Here is a 19140-nt window from a genome sequence, read left to right on the forward strand (position 1 = left end):
GCACATCATATGTTTGATTCCCTCAAAGGCAAGCTCAAGGGGCTTTTTAAGAAAACGCCCGAGAAGCTGGAGGAAACTGTATACGAGGATACTCCCGCACCCCTGGCGCAGGAGAACGTTCCCGATAATTCCGAGGCCGTGATCGAACCCGTCCGGGTACCGGAAACGGAAACCCTTGTAAAAGACGATCCGCTGAAAATGTCCCGTCGCGACAGGGTCAAAGCAGAAAAGGAACAGCGGAAGACGGCAACCGCGCCCGTGGGGGACTCCGGTAAGAAGATCAGGGACAGGGAGCTTGATTCCGTACTCGATGAACTTGAGGTTATCCTGTTCGAGGCGGACGTGGCCTTCTCCGTCGCCGAGGAAATAAAAGAGGGCGTCCGCGATAACCTGACCGGTAAGAAATACAGTCGCCAGTACAGCCTTGACGAGGTCGTTGAGATGGCCGTACGGGATGCCGTGCACGACGTCCTTAAAGTCAACGAATTCGACTTCGACGCGTGGGTACATGACATACCGAAGCCGGCGGTCATAATGTTCGTCGGGATAAACGGGACCGGAAAGACCACCGCGATAGCCAAGGTCGCAAACCGTCTTCAGAAGAACGAAATGACGGTCGTGCTCGCGGCCTGCGATACATTCAGGGCCGGAGCAATAGAGCAGCTCACCATCCATGCCGACCGTCTCAACACCAAGATCGTCAAACACGCCCAGGACGCAGACCCGGCGGCGGTGGCATACGACGCCATAGAGCATGCCAGGTCCAAGAGGAGGGACGTTGTGTTGATAGATACCGCCGGGAGAATGCAGACCAACAGCAACCTCATCGAGGAGATGAAGAAAGTTGCCAGGATCGCGAAGCCGGACCTCAAGGTGTTCGTCGGCGACTCGCTTGCCGGCAACGATGCCATAGAACAGGCAAAGGTTTTCGATGCCGCCATCGGAATAGACACTATAATTCTAACAAAGATAGACACGGACGCCAAAGGCGGTGCGGCCCTGTCCATTGCACATACCATCGGAAAGCCTATTGCATTCGTTTGCGACGGCCAGGAATACGAAGATATCCAGAAGTTCAGCGCCGAATGGATGCTGAAACGTCTCTTCGATTAAAAGCACAGTTTATAGAACAGCGTCGCGAAGACCTTTGCGTCCGTAATTATGTTCTCTATCTCGACGTATTCGTTCGGAGTGTGCAGAGTTCCGCCTCCGGTCTCCCATACATACGCGTTATATCCCTTGACGCGGAAGAAATTGGCGCAGGTCGCGCCTCCGACACCTACCGGAGTGGGCTCGCGCCCGGTGACGTGTTTTACGGAATCGCGAAGTGCCAGATATGCCGGGTCTTCCGTCGAGGACTGTTTTCCCGACTGGTGGCGCTGTGTCTCCCTGATCGTTATGTCTGTACCGTACTTTTCCGATATGCATGATGCTATGCGTCTTGCTGTTATGACTACATCGTCAAGATCGTATTCGGGAAGAAGACGTATGTCCATCGAAAATTCATGATATCCTGGCACCGTGTTGACGTTCTCCACCGTGGCTATGCTGCGGGTGGGTTCGAAAGTGGATTTGCTGGGAATGAACATAGGGTTCGATTCCGGAAACTCCTTACCGAACGCCTTGTCCAGTTCGACGATGAGATGGGACGATGCCCTTAGAGCGTTGGCTCCTTTGTCAGGAGTGGACCCGTGCGTGGATTTTCCGGTGATCTCGAAATTCAGCCATATCAGGTTTTTCTCGGCGACCTCTATGTGCATCCCTCCGGGGCTCCCCCAGTCCGGGACTATGAACACATCTTTCTCGGAAAAGCACCCGTTATCGAGGAGATATGCGATACCCATCGCGCTGGTTATCTCCTCGTCTGCGACGTATGCTATACCGATCGACCTTTTGGTCAGTTTATTCTTATCCAAAAATTTGGATGCGAACATCGAAGATATCACGGCCTGCCCGTTGTCCTCTGTGCCGCGGCCATATATCCTGCCGTTTTCAATACGCGGTTCGAAGGGCGGGCTGTCCCAATCGTCCAGATCTCCAACGGGGACTGTGTCCATATGGGCGACGATCCAAACGGTGCCCTCCTCCGGTCCGTTCTTCTTAGCAAGAATGTTCGGCCTCATGACGGAAGGGTCCGTATCGTCCGGCACATCTATCCTTACGATGCTGTCATATCCTTCAAGTCTGGAAATAAGGTGGTCTGCGCGTTCTCCCTCTCCGCTTCCGCCGTTGACGGGGGCGAGCGCGGGAATCCTTATCATATCGACCATCTCTCTCACGATGTCGGCACGTGACTCCCCGATCTTCCCGAGAACGGTTTCCAGTTCCATGATACTCGATTGTCCGTAATGTTGATATTACTTTTTATCGGACGAAAACCGATAGTAAAAAAGTTAAGAGGTTTGTGATGATTCCGCGATCATTCGCGTTTTACGATCATTGTGACCGCGTTGCCGCCGCCCAGACAGAGCGTTCCCAGACCGACGCTCTTGTTTCTGTCCTCCAGTGCGTGGAGCAGGGTCGTCATAACCCTTGCGCCCGAGCATCCGATGGGGTGTCCGAGTGCTATCGCTCCTCCGTTCACGTTGAATATCTCGTCAGGTACGTTGAGCTCCTTCTTGACGGCGCAGGACGCGGTGGCGAAGGCCTCGTTGTGCTCGAAGAGGTCTATGTCGTCGATAGTCATCCCGGCCATTTTGAGAACGTGCCTGGTGGTCGGTATGGGCGCCTCCATGATGAGTTCGGGCTTAACTCCGCGCTCCCCGTAGGCCACGATGGATCCTATAGGCCTTATTCCGTGCTCCTCTGCCCATTTCCTTGAAGATACCACCATCGCCGATGCTCCATCGCTCAGCTGGGACGAGTTTCCGGCAGTTACCACGCCGTCCTTCTTGAATGCGGGTTTCAGCTTTCCGAGGGACTCCATGGTAGTATCGGCCCTGATCCCTTCGTCCTCTTTTACGATTGTGTCTTCTTTCCTTCCTTTGACCGTGACGGGTACGATCTCTCTGTCGAACCTACCTTTAGCCTGTGCCTCGGCGGCCTTGCAGTTGCTCTGGTACGCCATGATATCGGCATCCTCCCTGGTCACGTTGAAGCGTTCGGCGACGATCTCTCCGGTGTTTCCCATATGCTGGTCGTTGAATACGTCCCAGAGTCCGTCGTACACCATGGAATCGACGGCTGGCTGGTCGCCCATCTTGAATCCCCATCTTGCTCCTCTGAGCAGGTACGGGGAGGAGCTCATGTTTTCCATCCCGCCGACCGCCAGCACTTCGTATTGCCCTGCTTTTATCGCATCGGCGGCAAGCATCGCGGACTTCATACCGGACCCGCATACTGCATTCACGGTGAACGAACCGATTTCGACCGGGAGGCCGGCGGTAATGGCCGCCTGCCTTGCGGGGTTCTGTCCCTGACCGGCCGAGAGCACTGTTCCCATTATGCATTCCTGAACGTCGTTCGGTGAAATACCTGCTCTGGACACTGCCTCTTTAATGGCAATGGCTCCGAGGTCCTTGGCCTTGACGTCCATCAGTGATTTTCCGTATTTTCCTATAGGGGTCCTTGTTGCGCTTAGTATAACTGCCTCTTGCATTTTAGTGGCCTCCGGTGTTGGTTCGTAGTGTCGATTTTCGCTATATAATATTGTCGGTGATTAGCTACGGCTATTGACGAACTCAACGGGCTGTTCCTCGCCCATCCTCTTGAGGGGTTTGGAAAGGTGCCTGCGTGCCGACGTGGGCGGTTCATACCATCCCGGGACGATCCATCTGATGTTCTCCCTTGTCAACGGTTCTTTGGAGTCGGTCCCGCACCTGCGGCAACGATATCCTTTCCCTTTTCCGATGGACTCCATGGTCCTCCCGCAGGTCGCGCAGAACGGATTGGATACTTTCTCGAACTCTCTGACCGTCCGAATGACCTTCATTTTCTCAACATTGATGGTCCTCGGTTCGGTCCGGAGTTCTCCCATCACACCTATGCGGTCGCCGGGAACCAACCATTCGAACGCCGATCTGAACTCTTTGGAGGGTTCGTATGCGGTACATTCTATGGTCCCGTACATCGTTTCGAGTCCTATGACCACGTGTCCTCCGGGAAGGTGGCGCCTCGAAAGGACGGTTCCTTCGATGTAATACGCACTCATCTGTTCCAAGACCTTTGGGCGGAAGATGATGTGGTCGTCGGTGCCTTGGTTTGTCAAAAATATAAAACTGCGTTCCAAGGGTTCCGTACGAATCAGGCGGGATGCGGGGGGAAGATCTTCGACCGAATCTCCGCGAAGGCCGTACATTACCGGGCACGGTGTCCCGGGAACCATTGCCACCTTCTGGAACCTCTCTTCCCAGCTGTTGAACGTCGATGGGAATGCACGGTCCATCTCGCCGATGGATCCTGTTTCAAGTATCCTGTCCGTACCCCATCTGTCCCTTGGACGATATGTTATGAGTTCATAGGTGCTGTCGCGGGGCCTCCATGACATTCCGCATGTGGAACCGATTATCCCCCGGCCATCGCCAAATCCGCAACGCAGCGCGCCGATCCGATCGAGCTCTTCCTCTATATCGCTTTTTTCCACGATTCTGCGGACTCCCTTCCAATAATAGGACGGTGACGGTTTTTTTTCTGAAACCACAATTCCTGAATCTGACGAATAGTGACGGTTTTTTTTCAGTATTGGTATTATTTTTTGCAAAAGATCGTCCGCGTCCGGCTCCTTCCGAAGCTGTCTTTCGAAACAGAAAATATCGCGTCCGGAAATTTCACCTATTTTTATTTTTCTTCCGGCCCCGCGGCCGAACCTAAGCGATAGGGACCCGTTACCCCTTGTTTTCCAGGGTACTGCAGGATTGAGGCGCACCAACCTGGGATAGCCTATAAGGTCCAATTCTTCAACTTCCTTCATGATCTCTGTGGCCAGAAACGTAGTGCACAGGCCCTGATTCGAGTCCGTGTCGTCGAATGAAACGTACACGCTTCAACCCAACGCGTTCAATTATTTTATTGATGTTCCGCTAGTACCATCTTTTTGATAAACGTCAAGCTCCCATCATCGGAAAAATTTCCCGATACCATATACAAACCGAGTTCTATCGGTCTTACAGAGTAAAAACATCTGAACTTCGAGCCGTCCGAGGTTTCGAGCATAAAAACAAAGCCGTTTTCGGTTTCTTTAATATCAAAAACGATGCAAACGACGTCGTCGTTTTTGTTTTCCCGTTCTGAATTTGTATTCAAAACAGACCATGCCAAAACAAGTGCAAGCAATAAAGATACGGATATGATGAAATATTTGTCCTTCAGAATGCCTGGCATGAACCATAGAAATCGATTTACGATATCAGTGGTACAATTACAGTTAACCTGAGTACCCCCACCCCTTCATTTCCACTGCAACCTGTAGAAAGAAGGTTGGTTGAATAAAATATAAAAAAAATCAGGATAAAATTGCAATCAAATACAGAATTCCTATGAATAGAGAAATTCCGAGAACACATGTACCGATTACGATTATTGCTTTATGTTTCATGATATTCATTCCTGTTTGATTATCATGGAAATACAATTTAATTATAAAATGAGTGCATAGGATGAATAGTAAAAATAATGTTTATCGGTTTTGAAAAACATTATATGCTAGCTGTTAATACATAGGAAAGTGCGGTGTTTCCTTTGAATGACGGAGAATCTATATTCAAACATTATATGGATAAAAGAAACCCGCTTGTAAGGAACAAAAGGATCCTTCAATCATCATATATTCCCGAGCAGCTACCTCATAGAGAAGCACAGATAAAAGAGATCGTCGAGATAGTTGCACCTTCTTTGGTAAAAGATAAGCCCTCGAATATTTTGATCATAGGAAAAACCGGAACAGGAAAAACCGCTGTTGTAAAATATATCGGAAAAGAATTAAAAAAAGCCGATGAAAACGAAGAAAATTGTTCTTTCATTTACATAAATTGTGAAGTCGTCGATACTCCTTATGGAATTCTGTATAATATCGGAAATCAGATAATAAGGGATGAAACGAAAAGCATTCCATTCACCGGATGGAGTCTGGACAGAGTATTCAGTGAACTGACAAAATATGTAGATAAAGAAAATAAAATCTATATTATTGTCTTAGATGAAATCGACAGATCCTTCCAAAAGAATGGAGACGACATCTTTTATTTTTTAACGACGATAAATGAAGTTTTGGAAAAGTCCAAAGTATCCATAATAGGAATAAGCAATAATCCTAAATTTACTGAATTTCTAGATCCAAAAATCAAAAGCAGATTGGGTGAAGAAAAAATTATTTTTCCTCCGTATAATACACTCCAATTGGAAGATATCCTTAAAGACAGATCGAAGGATGCTTTTGAACCCGGAATTCTTTCAGAAGGTGTAGTTTCTTATTGTGCCGCTCTTGCCGCTCAAGATATGGGTGATGCAAGAAGAGCTCTCGATCTTTTAAGAATAGCTTCGGATATCGCAGAAAGAAATAATGATAATGTTATTACCGAAGCACATGTAAAATATGCAAAAAACAAAATCGAACTCGATGCTGTTTCCGAAGTAGTAAGAACGTTGACACCACAATCAAAAACAGTGTTGATGAGTATAGTAATAAACACAGAAAATGACAATCCCACAATGAATACGGGAGACGTTTTCACAACATACAAACACATTTCTGAAATAATCGAATCTTCGATCCTTACACAGAGAAGAGTTGCAGGTCTGATATCCGAATTGGATATGATGGGTATAATCCATGCACGGGTAAAATCGTTCGGACGTGCCGGAAGAACAAGAGAGATTGAATTAGGAAGCAAAGAGATCATAGATCTGATCAAATCAGATGTTCTTTTTAAGAAATTAAAAAATTACAAGAACGTAAAACAAACCACACTCATATGATTTTTTCACTTCCAGTGGAAATGAAGGGGTGGGGGTTTTTTAATGGATTATAATCTTTTTCCTCTTTTTTCTAGAATTATTCCCATGTAAATAATATAGAACGAAGAAAATATCAGCAATATGGTAAGTGTAAATATTGCAAGGTCCGGAATACTGTTCGGAGCATAATTATCCACTGCAACTCCTTTTCCTTCCAAGATAAGTTTTATGCTTCCGATCCACGGTATTTCCAATACGGGTACCGACACGATCATACTGTACGTCACAAGCTCTGATATTATAAACTCGGAATTAGAGGACCGACTTTGATCGACAATCGAATTGTTATCGCCCATCGTCACATACCCAGACACTCCTGTTTCTGTTTCACTTAATATAAATTCGATATCGATATCCACATCGATACCGCGATATCCGACATCATACAGGGTTATGTCTTCCCTCAGCATCTCCGGGTCCAGTTCCGTGTCAGGGAAGTCCGTGCTGCCCCATGAATCATATGTATCAAGATTTGGAATGCTGGCATATTTTCCAGAAGAGTCCTCTTTTACTTCTATGATCAGAAGCGCGCGATGTATTACGCTGGAATCGTTATTTGTTTTGTATATAATGACGCTGCCATAATCTCCGAAGGTCATGAAACCAGTTTCCAGGCCCTGAAGATATGTCTGTATTTCTACTCTGGATCGGTCTCTTACAAAAACCAAATCGCCCGTATCTATAACTCCGATGTCCGAACGATCATCGTCATGCTGCATACTTTGTGAAGTTATAACGGAAAAATGGGGGTCGTGTCCGGAATAAAAATGCGTGCCGGCATACGAACACATGAAGAACAAAAAAATGACCGCGACCGCAATCATTGTGTTTCTGTCCTCTCGGCTCATATATATGTAACACAACTGAGTTATTTTAAGACTCTCAATCGATAAATAGGAAAATACCCATAAGGCGTGTGATGGAAAGGCCCTCTAACGACGAGTACTTTATGAGCATGGCCAAGCTTGTGGCCACCAGGTCCACATGCATACGCAGACAGGTCGGAGCCGTTGTAGTCAAAGAAAAAAGGGTATTGTCCACAGGTTACAACGGAGCTCCAAAGGGGTCCAGGCATTGCGAAGAGCTTGGATGCATCCGCGAGATACTCGACGTGCCCTCCGGGACCAGGCATGAGCTTTGCAGGGGCGTGCATGCGGAGCAGAATGCGGTGGTTCAGGCGGCATATTTCGGTGTCAGCGTAAAAGATGCTTCGATATACACGACCACTTACCCCTGCTCGATGTGCGCCAAAATAATAATCAATGCAGGGATAACCGAAATAGTATACGGCGAGGGATATCCCGACAATCTGTCCAAGGATCTGTTAGAAGAATCGGGCCTGATCGTAAGAAAATACCCTGCGTGACCACGTTTTTATAATTATTATAGGGTATATAAACGGCTACAATTAATATTAAGTATATTCTTTGATATAACAGCCCAAAAGGTCGGGGAGTTTAATTTGAGCCGAACTGAAATACTTACGGAGATTAAGGACGCGGAGAAGGCCGCAGACGCAAAGGTCGAAAAGGCCCGCAGCGAAAGCAGGGAGGCATTATCCAAGGCCCGCAGGGATTCTGTGAAGAAGATTCAGGACGAGGAAGCTAAGATACGAAGCTCCACCGAGTCCAAGATCGCAGCAAAGAACAAGGAGCTTCAGGTCAAACGCGAAGAGCTCCTCAGAGAGGGCAGGGCCCAGGCCGACGCTCTCCAGAAAGTTTCTGAAGCTAAGATGAAGGAAGTCAAAGATTTTCTCAACAAAGAATTCGAGAGGACCCTAGATGTCACTTCCTGAGTCGATGAGTAGGATTGTAATAGCGGGTACCAAAGCCCACATGGACGAGGCCATCGAGGTCTTGTACGGTGCCGAAGCGGTACACCTGATCGATCACACAGTCGACGCGGACGAGGGCTTTTCCATCGGGTCGCCCCGTGAATACTCATCAAAAGCCTCCGAAAGGCTTCTGAAAGTGAGGTCCATGGAGAAGGAGCTAGGTATAAACAAACATACCAAAACTCCAAGCCGATCGGTGGAAGAGATAAAGAGCCAGATCAAATCTGCAAGCGTCGAATCAGCCGAGGACGAAATTATGAAGGTCCTCGACAGAAGGAATGATCTCAACCAGAGAATCGCCGCACTAAACACTAAGAAAAACAACCTTGAAATTTTACAGATGCTCCCGGTGGACCTTGAATTATACAATGGTTTCAAGAGCATCGTCGCCATCGTCGGCACTGTTGCCGACGACCCCTCCGAGGCCATCAAAGCGATGGACGCGGAGTTTTTCGTCGCCACCAGGAAGAAAGGCCCCACCGCGGTGGCCATCTTCGCAAGGAACAGCGACAGGGACAAGGCGATATCGTCGCTCTCCGCTTACGGATTCTCCGAAATCCAGGTGCCGACCGGGTCTTCCGGGACCCCGGCCGATGCACTCAAGGCCGTAGAGGCCGAGATCGCAGAGACGGAAGCGGGCATTGCAAAGGTCGAAGAGGACCTCGCAACCCTGAAGGAAAAGCATCAGGCGTTCCTCAGAGCATCGGACGAGGACCTGTCAATAACAGTCGAAAAGGGAGAGGTCCCCCTTAGGATCGCCACGAGCGAATACTCGTTCGTCATAGACGCGTGGGTGCCCACCAAGAGGGTGGAGCATGTCAAAGAGAAGCTCGAGAAGGACACCGACGGCAGAATGTACGTCGAGTTCCAGGAGACCCGCGGACGCAAGGACGCCGAGGTCGAAGCCGTAGAGAAACGCTTCAAGACGGCGCCCACAAAGATGAACAACGGGGAATACTCCACGGGCTACGAGTACGCCACGAAACTTGTGGACGTACCGAAGTACCAGGAGATCGATCCAACAATTCTTATCGCATTGTTCCTGCCCATGTTCTTCGGATTCATGGTAGGAGATGTCGGATACGCCATCCCGTTCATGGTGCTCGGAGCATACGGGCTTAAAGTTGCCAAGGGCAGAGACTGGCGCATCATCGCACGTGTACTGTTCTTCGGCGGAATATGGGCGTTCGTTTTCGGACTCCTGTTCTACGGGGAATGCCTCGGAATGCATTTCACCGGAACGTATTCGCCAACCGGCATAACCTGGGAACACATATTCGGTATGGAGGAGGGGGCGCTGGGCGCATTCTCGGCCGTACTGCCTGATTTCATCCACGCCGAGGGAGGACACATCATCAATCACGTGGGTGTCGGAAAACTTGTGGAGATCCCGCTTCTTCTGAAGCTCTCGGTCTACATAGGAATAGTGCACCTGATGATCGGGTACATATGTGCGTTCATAAACCTCAAAATGAGGCACGGCTTCAAGCATGCCTTCATGGAGCAGGGCGGATGGATACTGGCATTCATCGGTCTGGTAATGTTCTGTTACGCATTGGCGTCCGCGCTGATAGGTGATATGAGCACACTGATGACGGAATACATGATGCCCTTCGCCATAGGAATAGTGCTTTTGATAGTAGGATGCGCGATCAACATCAAGAGCCATGGCGGAATGAGCATCATGGAGCTGCCGGGAATAGTAGGCAACATACTCTCTTACACACGTTTGGCGGCCATCGGAATGTCCAAAGCGGGCATGGCGCTGGCCTTCAACTATATTGCGTTTATTATGATCTACGACTCGATGGGAGGCATACTGGGTCTTATACTCGGATTTGCCGTGTTCCTGATCGGTCACCTCATGATATTCTTCCTGGCGATCCTTTCGGCGGGACTGCACAGCCTAAGGCTGCAGTACGTCGAACTGATGGCCAAGTTCTTTGTCGGAGGCGGAAAGGAGTACGCTCCTCTCAAGATCACACGCAAGAAAACCCATTACGAACCCCTTAAAACAGAAAATAAAACCAAAACAGAGGTATAAAAATGGTATTGGAAGGAGACGTCGGATCTGGATTGATTGCAATCGGAGCAGGAATAGCAGTTGGATTGGCCGGACTTGGGTCCGGTATGGCCGAGAAAGACATAGGTGCCGCAGCAGTAGGTGCCATCACGGAAGACGCCAGCCTTTTCGGAAAGGCTATGATTTACATGGTTCTTCCTGAGACAATCGTCATCTTCGGACTGGTTATCGCTATCCTTGCTATCTTCGTGATGTGAAGCCAGAGGCTCATCTCATGGCATTGGAAAGCGTCACGAAGGAGATACAGGCGGAAGCGGACGCCAAGGTCAGGTCCATATCGGACTCGGCCAACGCGGAGATCGAAAAGATCAACGCAGAAGCGGACGCCCGTATCTCTGAAATGAAAACAAGCGAGGATAAGAAGCTCGAGAGCGAGATCGAGCGCCTTGGCCGCCAGGAAATCTCAAGCGCAGAGCTTGAGAGCAAGAATATCGTATTGGCCAAGAAGAGGGAGATTCTCGCCCGCACATTTGACGAAGCTCTCGCGGAGCTGGAGTCCTCCAGCAAGGCGGACAAGCTGGCACGCTACAAGGCACTCGTCAATGACGCTAAGGAGCTAATATCTGCGCCCATCGCGGTCATTTCCGACAAGGACAACTTCACAGCCGGGGAGCTCGGCGTGGAATCCGTGGAGAAGGACAGCGGCATCAGCGCAGGACTTATCCTCAGGAGCAAGGACGGAAGCATAGAGGTCGACCTGCAGTACAGAACGTTGCTTAGCGACATCTGGGACAGCAACCTGAAAACCCTATCGGATATCCTGTTCGGGTGAATACATGTTCAGGCGCAACACGAGACGTGGAAACTACGCATACACGGTAACCAGGGTCAAGGCGAAGAAGTCCCAGCTGATCAAGGAAGAGGAATACAACAAGATGTTGCTCATGGCCCTTCCTGAGATATCCCGTTACATGAGCGAGAGCGGATACCAGAAGGAAATGTCCGAGCTCGCAGGCAGGATGTCCGGCATAGACCTGGTGGAGTACGCGTCCTATCTGAACATGTCGAGGGTGTTCACAAGCATCCTCAAGGCATCGGAGGGGGAGCTGTACACCATGGTCTCGGCGTACCTGGAGAAATGGAACATCTGGAACGTTAAGATGATACTCCGCGGCAAATCGTTCGGACTGGACGAGAAGAGCATCAAGGAGGACCTCGTCCCCGCAGGAAGCCTAAAGGAGGCACACCTGGACAAGCTCCTGTCGCTCTCGACCGTGGAAGAGATATTGACCGAATACAGCAGGATGGATTCTGTGAACATCCCGTCGGACCTGATAGCGGCATATATGGGAACATCCGGAGGACTCGCAGTCATAGAGGACTACCTTGACAAATTCAAGTACGCGAGGCTTCTCCAGGCCATTGTGCCGGACAGCAGGCCCACGCTAATGTTCCAGGACTACGTCAGGCGTGAGATCGACCTTGTAAACTTCTCTACAATAATGAAGCTCAAGGCCGAAGGGATCTACGGCGAAGCGAACGTCATGGAATACATCATACCCGGCGGAAAGCAGATCGACAGAAGGACGGCCGCACAGCTGGCCAACATAGAGTCGGTATCTGCGGTCTCAAGCGAGATATCGCAGATGGACTTCTACGAGGCCGTGAAACCGTTGCTCGATGCCCCTGTTGTTTCGATAAGGGCGATAGAGAGCGCCCTTAAGAGATATGAGATGGAGCGCGCGAAGAAGTTCTCTCATATGAACCCGCTGTCCGTCGCTCCGGTGATAGACTACATGATACACAAGGAGACTGAAATCTCCAACATACTTGCTATCGCGAGAGGAATCCAGAGCGGGCTGGACACCGATGTTATCAAAGGGCTGCTGGTGATCTGATGGAAATAGCTGTTATCGGTAACGAGGAGTTCGTGCTCGGGTTCCGCCTTGCGGGGCTCAGGATGGTATTCGTCGCAAACGAAGTGAACTACCAGGAAAAGATGCTGGAAGCAATTGGCGATCCAAACGTGGGGATCCTGGCGGTTGACGCCAAGGACCTCGCATATCTGTCCCACAACGTCAGGAACAGGGTTTTGGATTCGATCCAGCCGGTCATTGTGCCGGTAGGGGGCGACGAAAGCGACCTCCGTGAGAAAGTAAAAAGAGTAATTGGCGTTGATTTATACAAAGCAGAGGATGAATGAATGACCGCTGAACAAGGTGTAATTTACAGGGTTGCCGGACCGGTCGTGACCGCCATCGGGATTTCGCCCAGGATGTACGACGTCGTGCATGTTGGCAACGAGAAGCTGATGGGAGAGGTCATTAAGATCGTAGGTGACAAGACAATCATCCAGGTTTACGAGGAGACGTCCGGTGTCAAACCCGGCGAACCGGTTACAAACACCGGTCTTCCTCTCGTCGTAGAGCTGGGACCAGGACTTCTGACCTCCGTTTATGACGGAATCCAGAGGCCCCTGCCGACCCTAAGGGATATGATGGGAGATTTCATCTTCCGCGGTGCCACCGCACCGGGGCTGAGCAGAGATCTCGAATGGGAGTTCGTTCCCACGGTGAAAGTCGGGGACGAAGTATCGGCCGGGCAGGTTCTCGGTACGGTTCAGGAAGGACCCATGATGCACAAGATCATGGTGCCTCCGGCCATTTCGAAAGGGAAAGTCGAGAAAATCACAGAGAAAGGGAAATACAACGTCGACAAGGTCATCGCCGTAGTCGACGGGCACAAACTCACGATGGTCCAGAAATGGCCGGTACGTGGGCCCCGCCCGGTCGCCGAGAAATACATGCCTGACGTGCCCCTCATTACAGGGCTCAGGGTCCTGGACACGATGTTCCCCCTCGCAAAGGGAGGAGCGGCCGCAATCCCCGGTGCGTTCGGTACCGGAAAGACGGTCACACAGCAGTCCCTGGCCAAATTCTCGGACGCCGAGATCGTGGTGTACATAGGATGCGGAGAGCGCGGGAACGAGATGACGGAAGTTCTTACAGAATTCCCCGAACTGACGGACCCCAAGACGGGAGAGTCGCTCATGAAGAGGACCGTCCTGATCGCCAACACGTCCAACATGCCTGTCGCCGCAAGGGAAGCATCCGTTTACACCGGAATGACCATTGCGGAGTACTTCAGGGACATGGGATACAACGTCGCTCTCATGGCCGACTCCACCTCGAGGTGGGCCGAGGCCATGCGTGAGATCTCGTCCAGATTGGAAGAGATGCCCGGAGAAGAGGGATACCCCGCTTACCTCGCGGGACGTCTGTCCGAGTTCTACGAGCGCGCATGCCGTGCAAAGGTCCTCAACGGAGAGGACGGGTCCATCACCGTTATCGGTGCGGTCTCTCCTCCCGGAGGAGACCTGTCCGAACCCGTTACACAGAACACCCTCCGTATCGTACGTGTGTTCTGGGCACTCGACACCAAGCTGAGGGAGAGGAGACACTTCCCCACCATCAACTGGCTTACCTCCTACACCATGTATGGAAAGGAGCTGTCCGGATGGTTCAAGAAGAACGTCGCAGAGGACTTCATCGATCTGAGGGCATGGGCAATGCAGGTCCTGCAGAAGGAATCCGAGCTTCAGGAAATAGTCCAGATGGTCGGTTCCGATTCACTGCCGGACGAGCAGAAGATGACCCTCGAGACTGCGAAAATGATACGCGAGATATTCCTCCAGCAGAACGCATACCACCCCGTGGACTGCTACTGCCCCATGGAGAGACAGTACGTCATGATGAAGCTCATCAGGAAATTCTCCGAGCTGGCCGAAAAAGCTATAGTCAACGGAATAGCCGTCGACAAGATAGCGTACCTCCCCGTAAGGCAGAGGTTCAACCAGGCCAAATACGAAGAGAAGATCGACGAAGAGCTGAAAGCGGTAGGAGCAGACATGGAAGAACAGTTCAAAGGACTGGGAGTGTGATACTATGGCAAAAGTAACCAAAGAGTACAAGACGGTCTCCCAGATCGCTGGACCCCTCATCTTCGTCAAGAAGACCGAGCCGGTCGGATACCAGGAGATGGTCTCTGTCAGGCTCTCGGACGGAAGCGTCAGGAGAGGGCAGGTCCTCGATACATCCGATGACCTGGTCGTCGTTCAGATATTCGAAGGCACCACCGGTATCGACAGGTCCGCATCGGTGCGGTTCCTCGGAGAGGCAATGAAGATGCCCGTCTCAAGGGACATGCTCGGAAGGGTATTGTCCGGAGCAGGAGAACCCATCGACGGCGGAGCGCCGATCGTTCCCGAGAAAGAGCTCGGAATAGAAGGAGCGGCCATCAACCCGTGGGCAAGGGACAGCCCGTCCGATTTCATCGAGACCGGGATATCCACCATCGACGGTATGAACACCCTGGTCAGGGGACAGAAGCTGCCGATATTCTCGGCATCCGGTCTGCCCCACAATGACATAGCCCTGCAGATCGCAAGGCAGGCGAAGGTCCGCGGCAAGAACGAAGAGTTCGCCGTGGTGTTCATCGCCATGGGCATAACCAACGAAGAAAAGCAGATGTTCATGAAGGAGTTCGAGAGGACCGGGGCGCTCAAGAGCGCAGTGGTCTTCCTGAACCTCGCCGACGACCCCGCAGTCGAGCGTATAGTCACGCCCCGTCTGGGACTCACCACCGCGGAGTACATGGCCTTCGAACTTGACATGCAGGTGCTTGTAATCATGACCGACGTCACCAACTACTGCGAGGCGCTGCGTCAGGTATCGGCGGCCAGGGAAGAAGTGCCCGGAAGGCGCGGATACCCCGGCTACATGTATACCGACCTGGCACAGCTGTACGAGCGCGCCGGGAGGATCAAGGACAAGAAAGGATCGATCACACAGATCCCGATCCTCTCGATGCCCGGTGACGATATCACCCACCCGATCCCCGACCTGTCCGGTTACATCACCGAGGGCCAGATCGTTCTTTCGAGGGAACTGCACCGCAACGGCATATACCCGCCGGTCAACGTTTCGTCTTCTCTCAGCCGTCTGATGAACTCAGGTGTCGGAAAGGGAAAGACCAGGGACGACCACAAGGCCGTTTCTGACCAGCTGTACGCCTCATATGCGGAAGGCAAGGACCTCAGAGGACTGGTTGCGATCGTAGGTAAGGACTCGTTGTCCGAGAAGGACAGGAAGTACCTGGAATTCGCAGACCTCTTCGAAGACCGTATCGTCCGTCAGGGACACGACGAGGACCGCTCTATCGAGAAGACCCTCGACATCGCCTGGGAAATACTGACCGAGCTCGACGTGGACCAGCTGAACAGGATAGACCGCAAGTACATCGAGAAGTACCTCCCGAAGAAGTGATCCGATGGCAGCCCACGAAATAACCCCGAACCGTTCGGTCCTCCTGGACCTGAAGAGGAGGATCAAGCTCACCAACGGCGGGCACAAGATCCTGAAGATGAAGAGGGACGGCCTCATCATCGAGTTCTTCGAGACCCTGGAGAAGGCACGCCAGATGCGCGCCGGGGTTTCGTCGGAATACGCGGCGGCCATCGGCAAGATCGCGATCGCGAGGGCGGTCGAGGGCGATATCTCCGTGAAAAGCGCGGCATACGCCCTCAAGACCGACCATCAGGTCACCGTCGGGAGCAAGAACATAATGGGAATGAAGGTCCCCAAAGTGGAGGCGACAGGATCCATGCACACCGACATAGCTCACAAGGGCTACGGTGTGATCTCCACGTCCGCCTACATAGAGGAGGCCTCCGTGGCTTTCGAGAAACTTCTGGACACCCTGATAAGGGCCGCAGAGGTCGAAACCACCATGAAGAAGCTCCTCGACGAGATCGAGAGGACCAAGAGAAGGGTCAACGCGCTCGAGTTCAAGATCATACCCGATCTGAAGGAAGCCGAGAGGTTCGTCAAGTTCAGTCTCGAAGAGATGGAACGCGAGAACACGACCCGCCTCAAACACCAGAAAAAGAAGAGCGAGGTAGCCGAGTGAGAAGTTTCGGGGAGGTATGGGACGAGATAAGGGAAGACCCGGTAAAGCTAAAGCGGGTCTTCACCGTGATCTGGGTTTCAGCCTACTCGATGCTCATGATCGGCTCCTTCATCATCATCTGGTTTTTGTCGAAGGTCTATCTTTTCTAAACCGTTTAAAGAACCAATTTTTTTCATCATGTCCGGGCTTATATTTTTGTGCACGTCTGGGACTTTTTATCGGCCGCCCTTTTTGAGGACATCTCCAGGCCGCCTATGCCAACGATAACCAACAATACGAACGACAGGCGCAACGGAGTGGCGGGTTCGCCGAACAAAATTATTCCTGCCATTACTGAACCCAGGGCGCCTATGCCTACCCATACGGCATAACCCACGCCGGTGGGGATCCCCCTTTTATAGGCCAGGTCCAGGAACCAGGTGCTGACAAAAAGGAAAGCTATGGTGATGACCGTCCAAGGGACCTTGCTGAATCCCTCTGAAATGAACATGGTGGTGGCCCAGACGGTCTCGAACATGCCACCTACAACAAGATATGTCCAGGCAATGGCGTTGCTCTTCATTCAAGCACCTCCGAAGTACTGGAGGCCCGTAATTCCCACTACAATCACAAAAACAAAGAATATCTGCAGGCGATCGATCTTTTCCTGATACAGTAGGTAACCCGCTATAAGGGTCCCGATGGCGCCTATACCGGTCCATATCGCGTACGCCGTGCCCATGTGCATGTCCAACATAGCCAGCGACAAAAAGAAGGGGCTTGCGATGATCAGTATCACGGCAGCGACCGCCCACTTCCTGTTCCTATAAGAATCCGACTTCTTAAGAGCAATGACCCAGCAAGGCTCGAGGAGCCCACCGATGATCAGCCATGCCGCGGTCAGCAATTCCATAGGATCAGTCCATGAAACTTCTCATATTTATTTCGCCCGTACCCAGATGCACAACGGGCATTATGGCAGGTTCGGGATTGAAGTTATGCATCTTCTGATACTCCGTCTGACTCTGCCAGGTGGAGGCGTTTATTATTTTGACGCCGTTGTATTCTCCTGCGCCGGCACCGTGGATATGTCCGGAAACGAACAGGTCGGGCAGCGTCTCCATGGCCAAATAGTCTTTTTTCTCAGGAGCGAGGGCGGTCCTTTGGCCGTAGATCGGCGCGAGGTGTCTGCGTTTGAGCATCTCCCTCATGACGCCCATTGGGTCGTTGTACGTGAGTTTCTGAACGCCGGCTATCCAGTCGTCGATGCTCTTGCCGTGGTAAGTCTGGATCGTCCGGCCCTCTATATTCAGGGTTACCGGGTTTCCTACCATCATTATGTTCGAATCGAAGGTCTTGGTGAACATCGTCCCCAATGCGGGCTGGGGTTCCGCCAGACGCACGGCGTCATGGTTCCCGGGGTGAACGACCATCTTGATATGGTCAGGTATATCTTTGAGGTATTCGGAGAGTTTCTCGTACTGCTCGTAGATGTCGTTTATCATAAGCTCCTCCTCCTGTCCGGGAAATATGCCTATGCCGTCAACAACGTCACCTGGGAAAACGATGTAGTCCAAGCCGGTCTTGTAGGAGTTCTCCTTAAGCCAAGACACCATGCGTTTCCAGCGGTCCTCCAAAAAGGTGTAGCTGCCAACGTGCACGTCGGAGAGAAACGCTACCGAAGATGTGGAATCGGAGATTTCCCAGCGGTTTGTCCTGGGCACATCGGGCCTGAAGATCTCGTCGGCTATCAGCAGGTCCCTGCGCCCGTTGGGCTTTCCCGCTATGCCGATCACTTCATCGTTGACGAACGTCTCGCCGGCCAACGGCGAATCCTTGGAAATGAAGACCTTGCAGTTGCTTTCGTTGTCCTCGATGGTCAGTATGGTGTGTCCGTTCTTGGTCACGCTTGCATCATAGACCATGCCTATCACGCGCACGTCACGGTCTAGGTTCATGGCCTTGGAGATCGAGATGTTCATTCCGAAATCCCTGCGCCTGGATATTATTCTGCTAAGGATGTCGTACCTGCTGCGGAAGTAGGTCGTGAAGTCCGATATGTCCCCCTCGCAGGTAGAGTTCCCCGTTACGTCGCTCCCGCTTAGGACTTCGATGTCCGTCTGTTTCTTATTGCGGGGAACGTCGGTTCCCGGGGATTTGAAAATCGGCGCATCGCCCGTCAGGCAGTCCTCCAGGTCAGAACGGCCGACAAAAATCTTGTCTGAACAAAGGGATGCAAGCGTGGTGTTTGTGAAAGCGACGGGGTCCGGGTTCGACATAATGTAATCGAGGGCATCGGGGCTGAGGAATATGCCTCTCTTCGCCGCCATGCCGAGCACATCTGTCTTCATGGCCGGGTATGTTGCATCTTAGATACATAATCCTT

20 protein-coding genes are annotated in these 19140 nt (G+C 51.4%); 13 read left to right on the forward strand and 7 right to left on the reverse strand.

Annotation, left to right across the window (positions count from 1 at the left end; genetic code table 11):
* Window positions 1-9: 9 nt before the first annotated feature.
* On the forward strand, window positions 10-1113 hold the full coding sequence (ftsY, locus tag VB016_06635; protein MEA4978199.1) for a signal recognition particle-docking protein FtsY: 1104 nt from the start codon (window positions 10-12) through the stop codon (window positions 1111-1113).
* On the opposite strand, the gene VB016_06640 is transcribed toward ftsY, so the two are convergent.
* The 3 genes from VB016_06640 to VB016_06650 all read right to left on the reverse strand — a co-directional run bounded on the left by VB016_06640 (window position 1110) and on the right by VB016_06650 (window position 4978).
* The gene (locus tag VB016_06640) at window positions 1110-2330 is read right to left on the reverse strand and encodes a M20 family metallo-hydrolase (protein MEA4978200.1); all 1221 of its coding nucleotides are present in this window, start codon (window positions 2328-2330) and stop codon (window positions 1110-1112) included. The genes ftsY and VB016_06640 overlap by 4 nt on opposite strands.
* 89 nt (window positions 2331-2419) lie before the next feature.
* On the reverse strand, window positions 2420-3598 hold the full coding sequence (locus VB016_06645; protein MEA4978201.1) for an acetyl-CoA C-acetyltransferase: 1179 nt from the start codon (window positions 3596-3598) through the stop codon (window positions 2420-2422).
* Between the two features lie 60 nt (window positions 3599-3658).
* Window positions 3659-4978 carry a tRNA(Ile)(2)-agmatinylcytidine synthase gene (locus VB016_06650; protein ID MEA4978202.1) on the reverse strand — a complete coding sequence of 440 codons (1320 nt, stop codon included), beginning with the start codon at window positions 4976-4978 and terminating at the stop codon, window positions 3659-3661.
* A gap of 698 nt (window positions 4979-5676) precedes the next feature.
* On the opposite strand from VB016_06650, the gene VB016_06655 reads away from it, so the two are divergent.
* A complete protein-coding gene (locus VB016_06655) occupies window positions 5677-6912 on the forward strand; it encodes an ORC1-type DNA replication protein (protein ID MEA4978203.1) in 1236 nt (411 codons plus the stop codon).
* Window positions 6913-6959: 47 nt separating this feature from the next.
* On the opposite strand, the gene VB016_06660 is transcribed toward VB016_06655, so the two are convergent.
* Window positions 6960-7799: a hypothetical protein gene (locus VB016_06660; GenBank protein ID MEA4978204.1), complete on the reverse strand. Its 840-nt coding sequence runs from the start codon at window positions 7797-7799 to the stop codon at window positions 6960-6962.
* Between the two features lie 71 nt (window positions 7800-7870).
* Between VB016_06660 and VB016_06665 the strand changes: the two genes are divergently transcribed.
* From VB016_06665 to VB016_06715, 11 genes are all read left to right on the forward strand, one after another.
* Window positions 7871-8317, forward strand: coding sequence for a cytidine/deoxycytidylate deaminase family protein (locus VB016_06665; protein MEA4978205.1), 447 nt, complete (start codon window positions 7871-7873; stop codon window positions 8315-8317).
* Between the two features lie 96 nt (window positions 8318-8413).
* A complete protein-coding gene (locus tag VB016_06670) occupies window positions 8414-8746 on the forward strand; it encodes a hypothetical protein (protein MEA4978206.1) in 333 nt (110 codons plus the stop codon).
* Entirely contained in the window at window positions 8733-10829 is a 2097-nt protein-coding gene (locus VB016_06675; protein MEA4978207.1) for a V-type ATP synthase subunit I, read from the forward strand. Before VB016_06670 ends, VB016_06675 begins: the two co-directional genes overlap by 14 nt.
* A 2-nt stretch (window positions 10830-10831) precedes the next feature.
* On the forward strand, window positions 10832-11065 hold the full coding sequence (locus tag VB016_06680; GenBank protein MEA4978208.1) for an ATPase: 234 nt from the start codon (window positions 10832-10834) through the stop codon (window positions 11063-11065).
* A 17-nt stretch (window positions 11066-11082) separates the two neighbouring features.
* The gene (locus tag VB016_06685) at window positions 11083-11640 is read left to right on the forward strand and encodes a V-type ATP synthase subunit E family protein (GenBank protein MEA4978209.1); all 558 of its coding nucleotides are present in this window, start codon (window positions 11083-11085) and stop codon (window positions 11638-11640) included.
* A gap of 4 nt (window positions 11641-11644) precedes the next feature.
* A complete protein-coding gene (gene ahaC / locus VB016_06690; protein ID MEA4978210.1) occupies window positions 11645-12706 on the forward strand; it encodes an ATP synthase A1 subunit C in 1062 nt (353 codons plus the stop codon).
* Window positions 12706-13011 carry a V-type ATP synthase subunit F gene (locus tag VB016_06695; GenBank protein ID MEA4978211.1) on the forward strand — a complete coding sequence of 102 codons (306 nt, stop codon included), beginning with the start codon at window positions 12706-12708 and terminating at the stop codon, window positions 13009-13011. The genes ahaC and VB016_06695 overlap by 1 nt, the downstream gene beginning before the upstream one ends.
* Window positions 13012-14748 carry a V-type ATP synthase subunit A gene (locus VB016_06700; protein ID MEA4978212.1) on the forward strand — a complete coding sequence of 579 codons (1737 nt, stop codon included), beginning with the start codon at window positions 13012-13014 and terminating at the stop codon, window positions 14746-14748.
* A gap of 4 nt (window positions 14749-14752) precedes the next feature.
* Entirely contained in the window at window positions 14753-16132 is a 1380-nt protein-coding gene (locus VB016_06705) for a V-type ATP synthase subunit B (protein MEA4978213.1), read from the forward strand.
* A gap of 4 nt (window positions 16133-16136) precedes the next feature.
* Window positions 16137-16775 carry a V-type ATP synthase subunit D gene (locus tag VB016_06710; GenBank protein ID MEA4978214.1) on the forward strand — a complete coding sequence of 213 codons (639 nt, stop codon included), beginning with the start codon at window positions 16137-16139 and terminating at the stop codon, window positions 16773-16775.
* Entirely contained in the window at window positions 16772-16924 is a 153-nt protein-coding gene (locus VB016_06715; GenBank protein ID MEA4978215.1) for a hypothetical protein, read from the forward strand. The genes VB016_06710 and VB016_06715 overlap by 4 nt, the downstream gene beginning before the upstream one ends.
* 38 nt (window positions 16925-16962) lie before the next feature.
* Here the strand turns inward: VB016_06715 and VB016_06720 are convergent, their stop codons facing one another.
* The 3 genes from VB016_06720 to VB016_06730 are packed head-to-tail and all read right to left on the reverse strand — an operon-like array spanning window position 16963 to window position 19105.
* Window positions 16963-17337: a multidrug efflux SMR transporter gene (locus tag VB016_06720; GenBank protein ID MEA4978216.1), complete on the reverse strand. Its 375-nt coding sequence runs from the start codon at window positions 17335-17337 to the stop codon at window positions 16963-16965.
* Entirely contained in the window at window positions 17338-17667 is a 330-nt protein-coding gene (locus tag VB016_06725) for a multidrug efflux SMR transporter (GenBank protein ID MEA4978217.1), read from the reverse strand. It abuts the gene before it with no gap.
* 4 nt (window positions 17668-17671) lie between these two features.
* Window positions 17672-19105, reverse strand: coding sequence for a DNA-directed DNA polymerase II small subunit (locus VB016_06730; GenBank protein MEA4978218.1), 1434 nt, complete (start codon window positions 19103-19105; stop codon window positions 17672-17674).
* Window positions 19106-19140: the final 35 nt, after the last annotated feature.

Source organism: Methanomassiliicoccaceae archaeon (assembly GCA_034928305.1).
Taxonomy (GTDB): Archaea; Thermoplasmatota; Thermoplasmata; order Methanomassiliicoccales; family Methanomethylophilaceae; genus VadinCA11.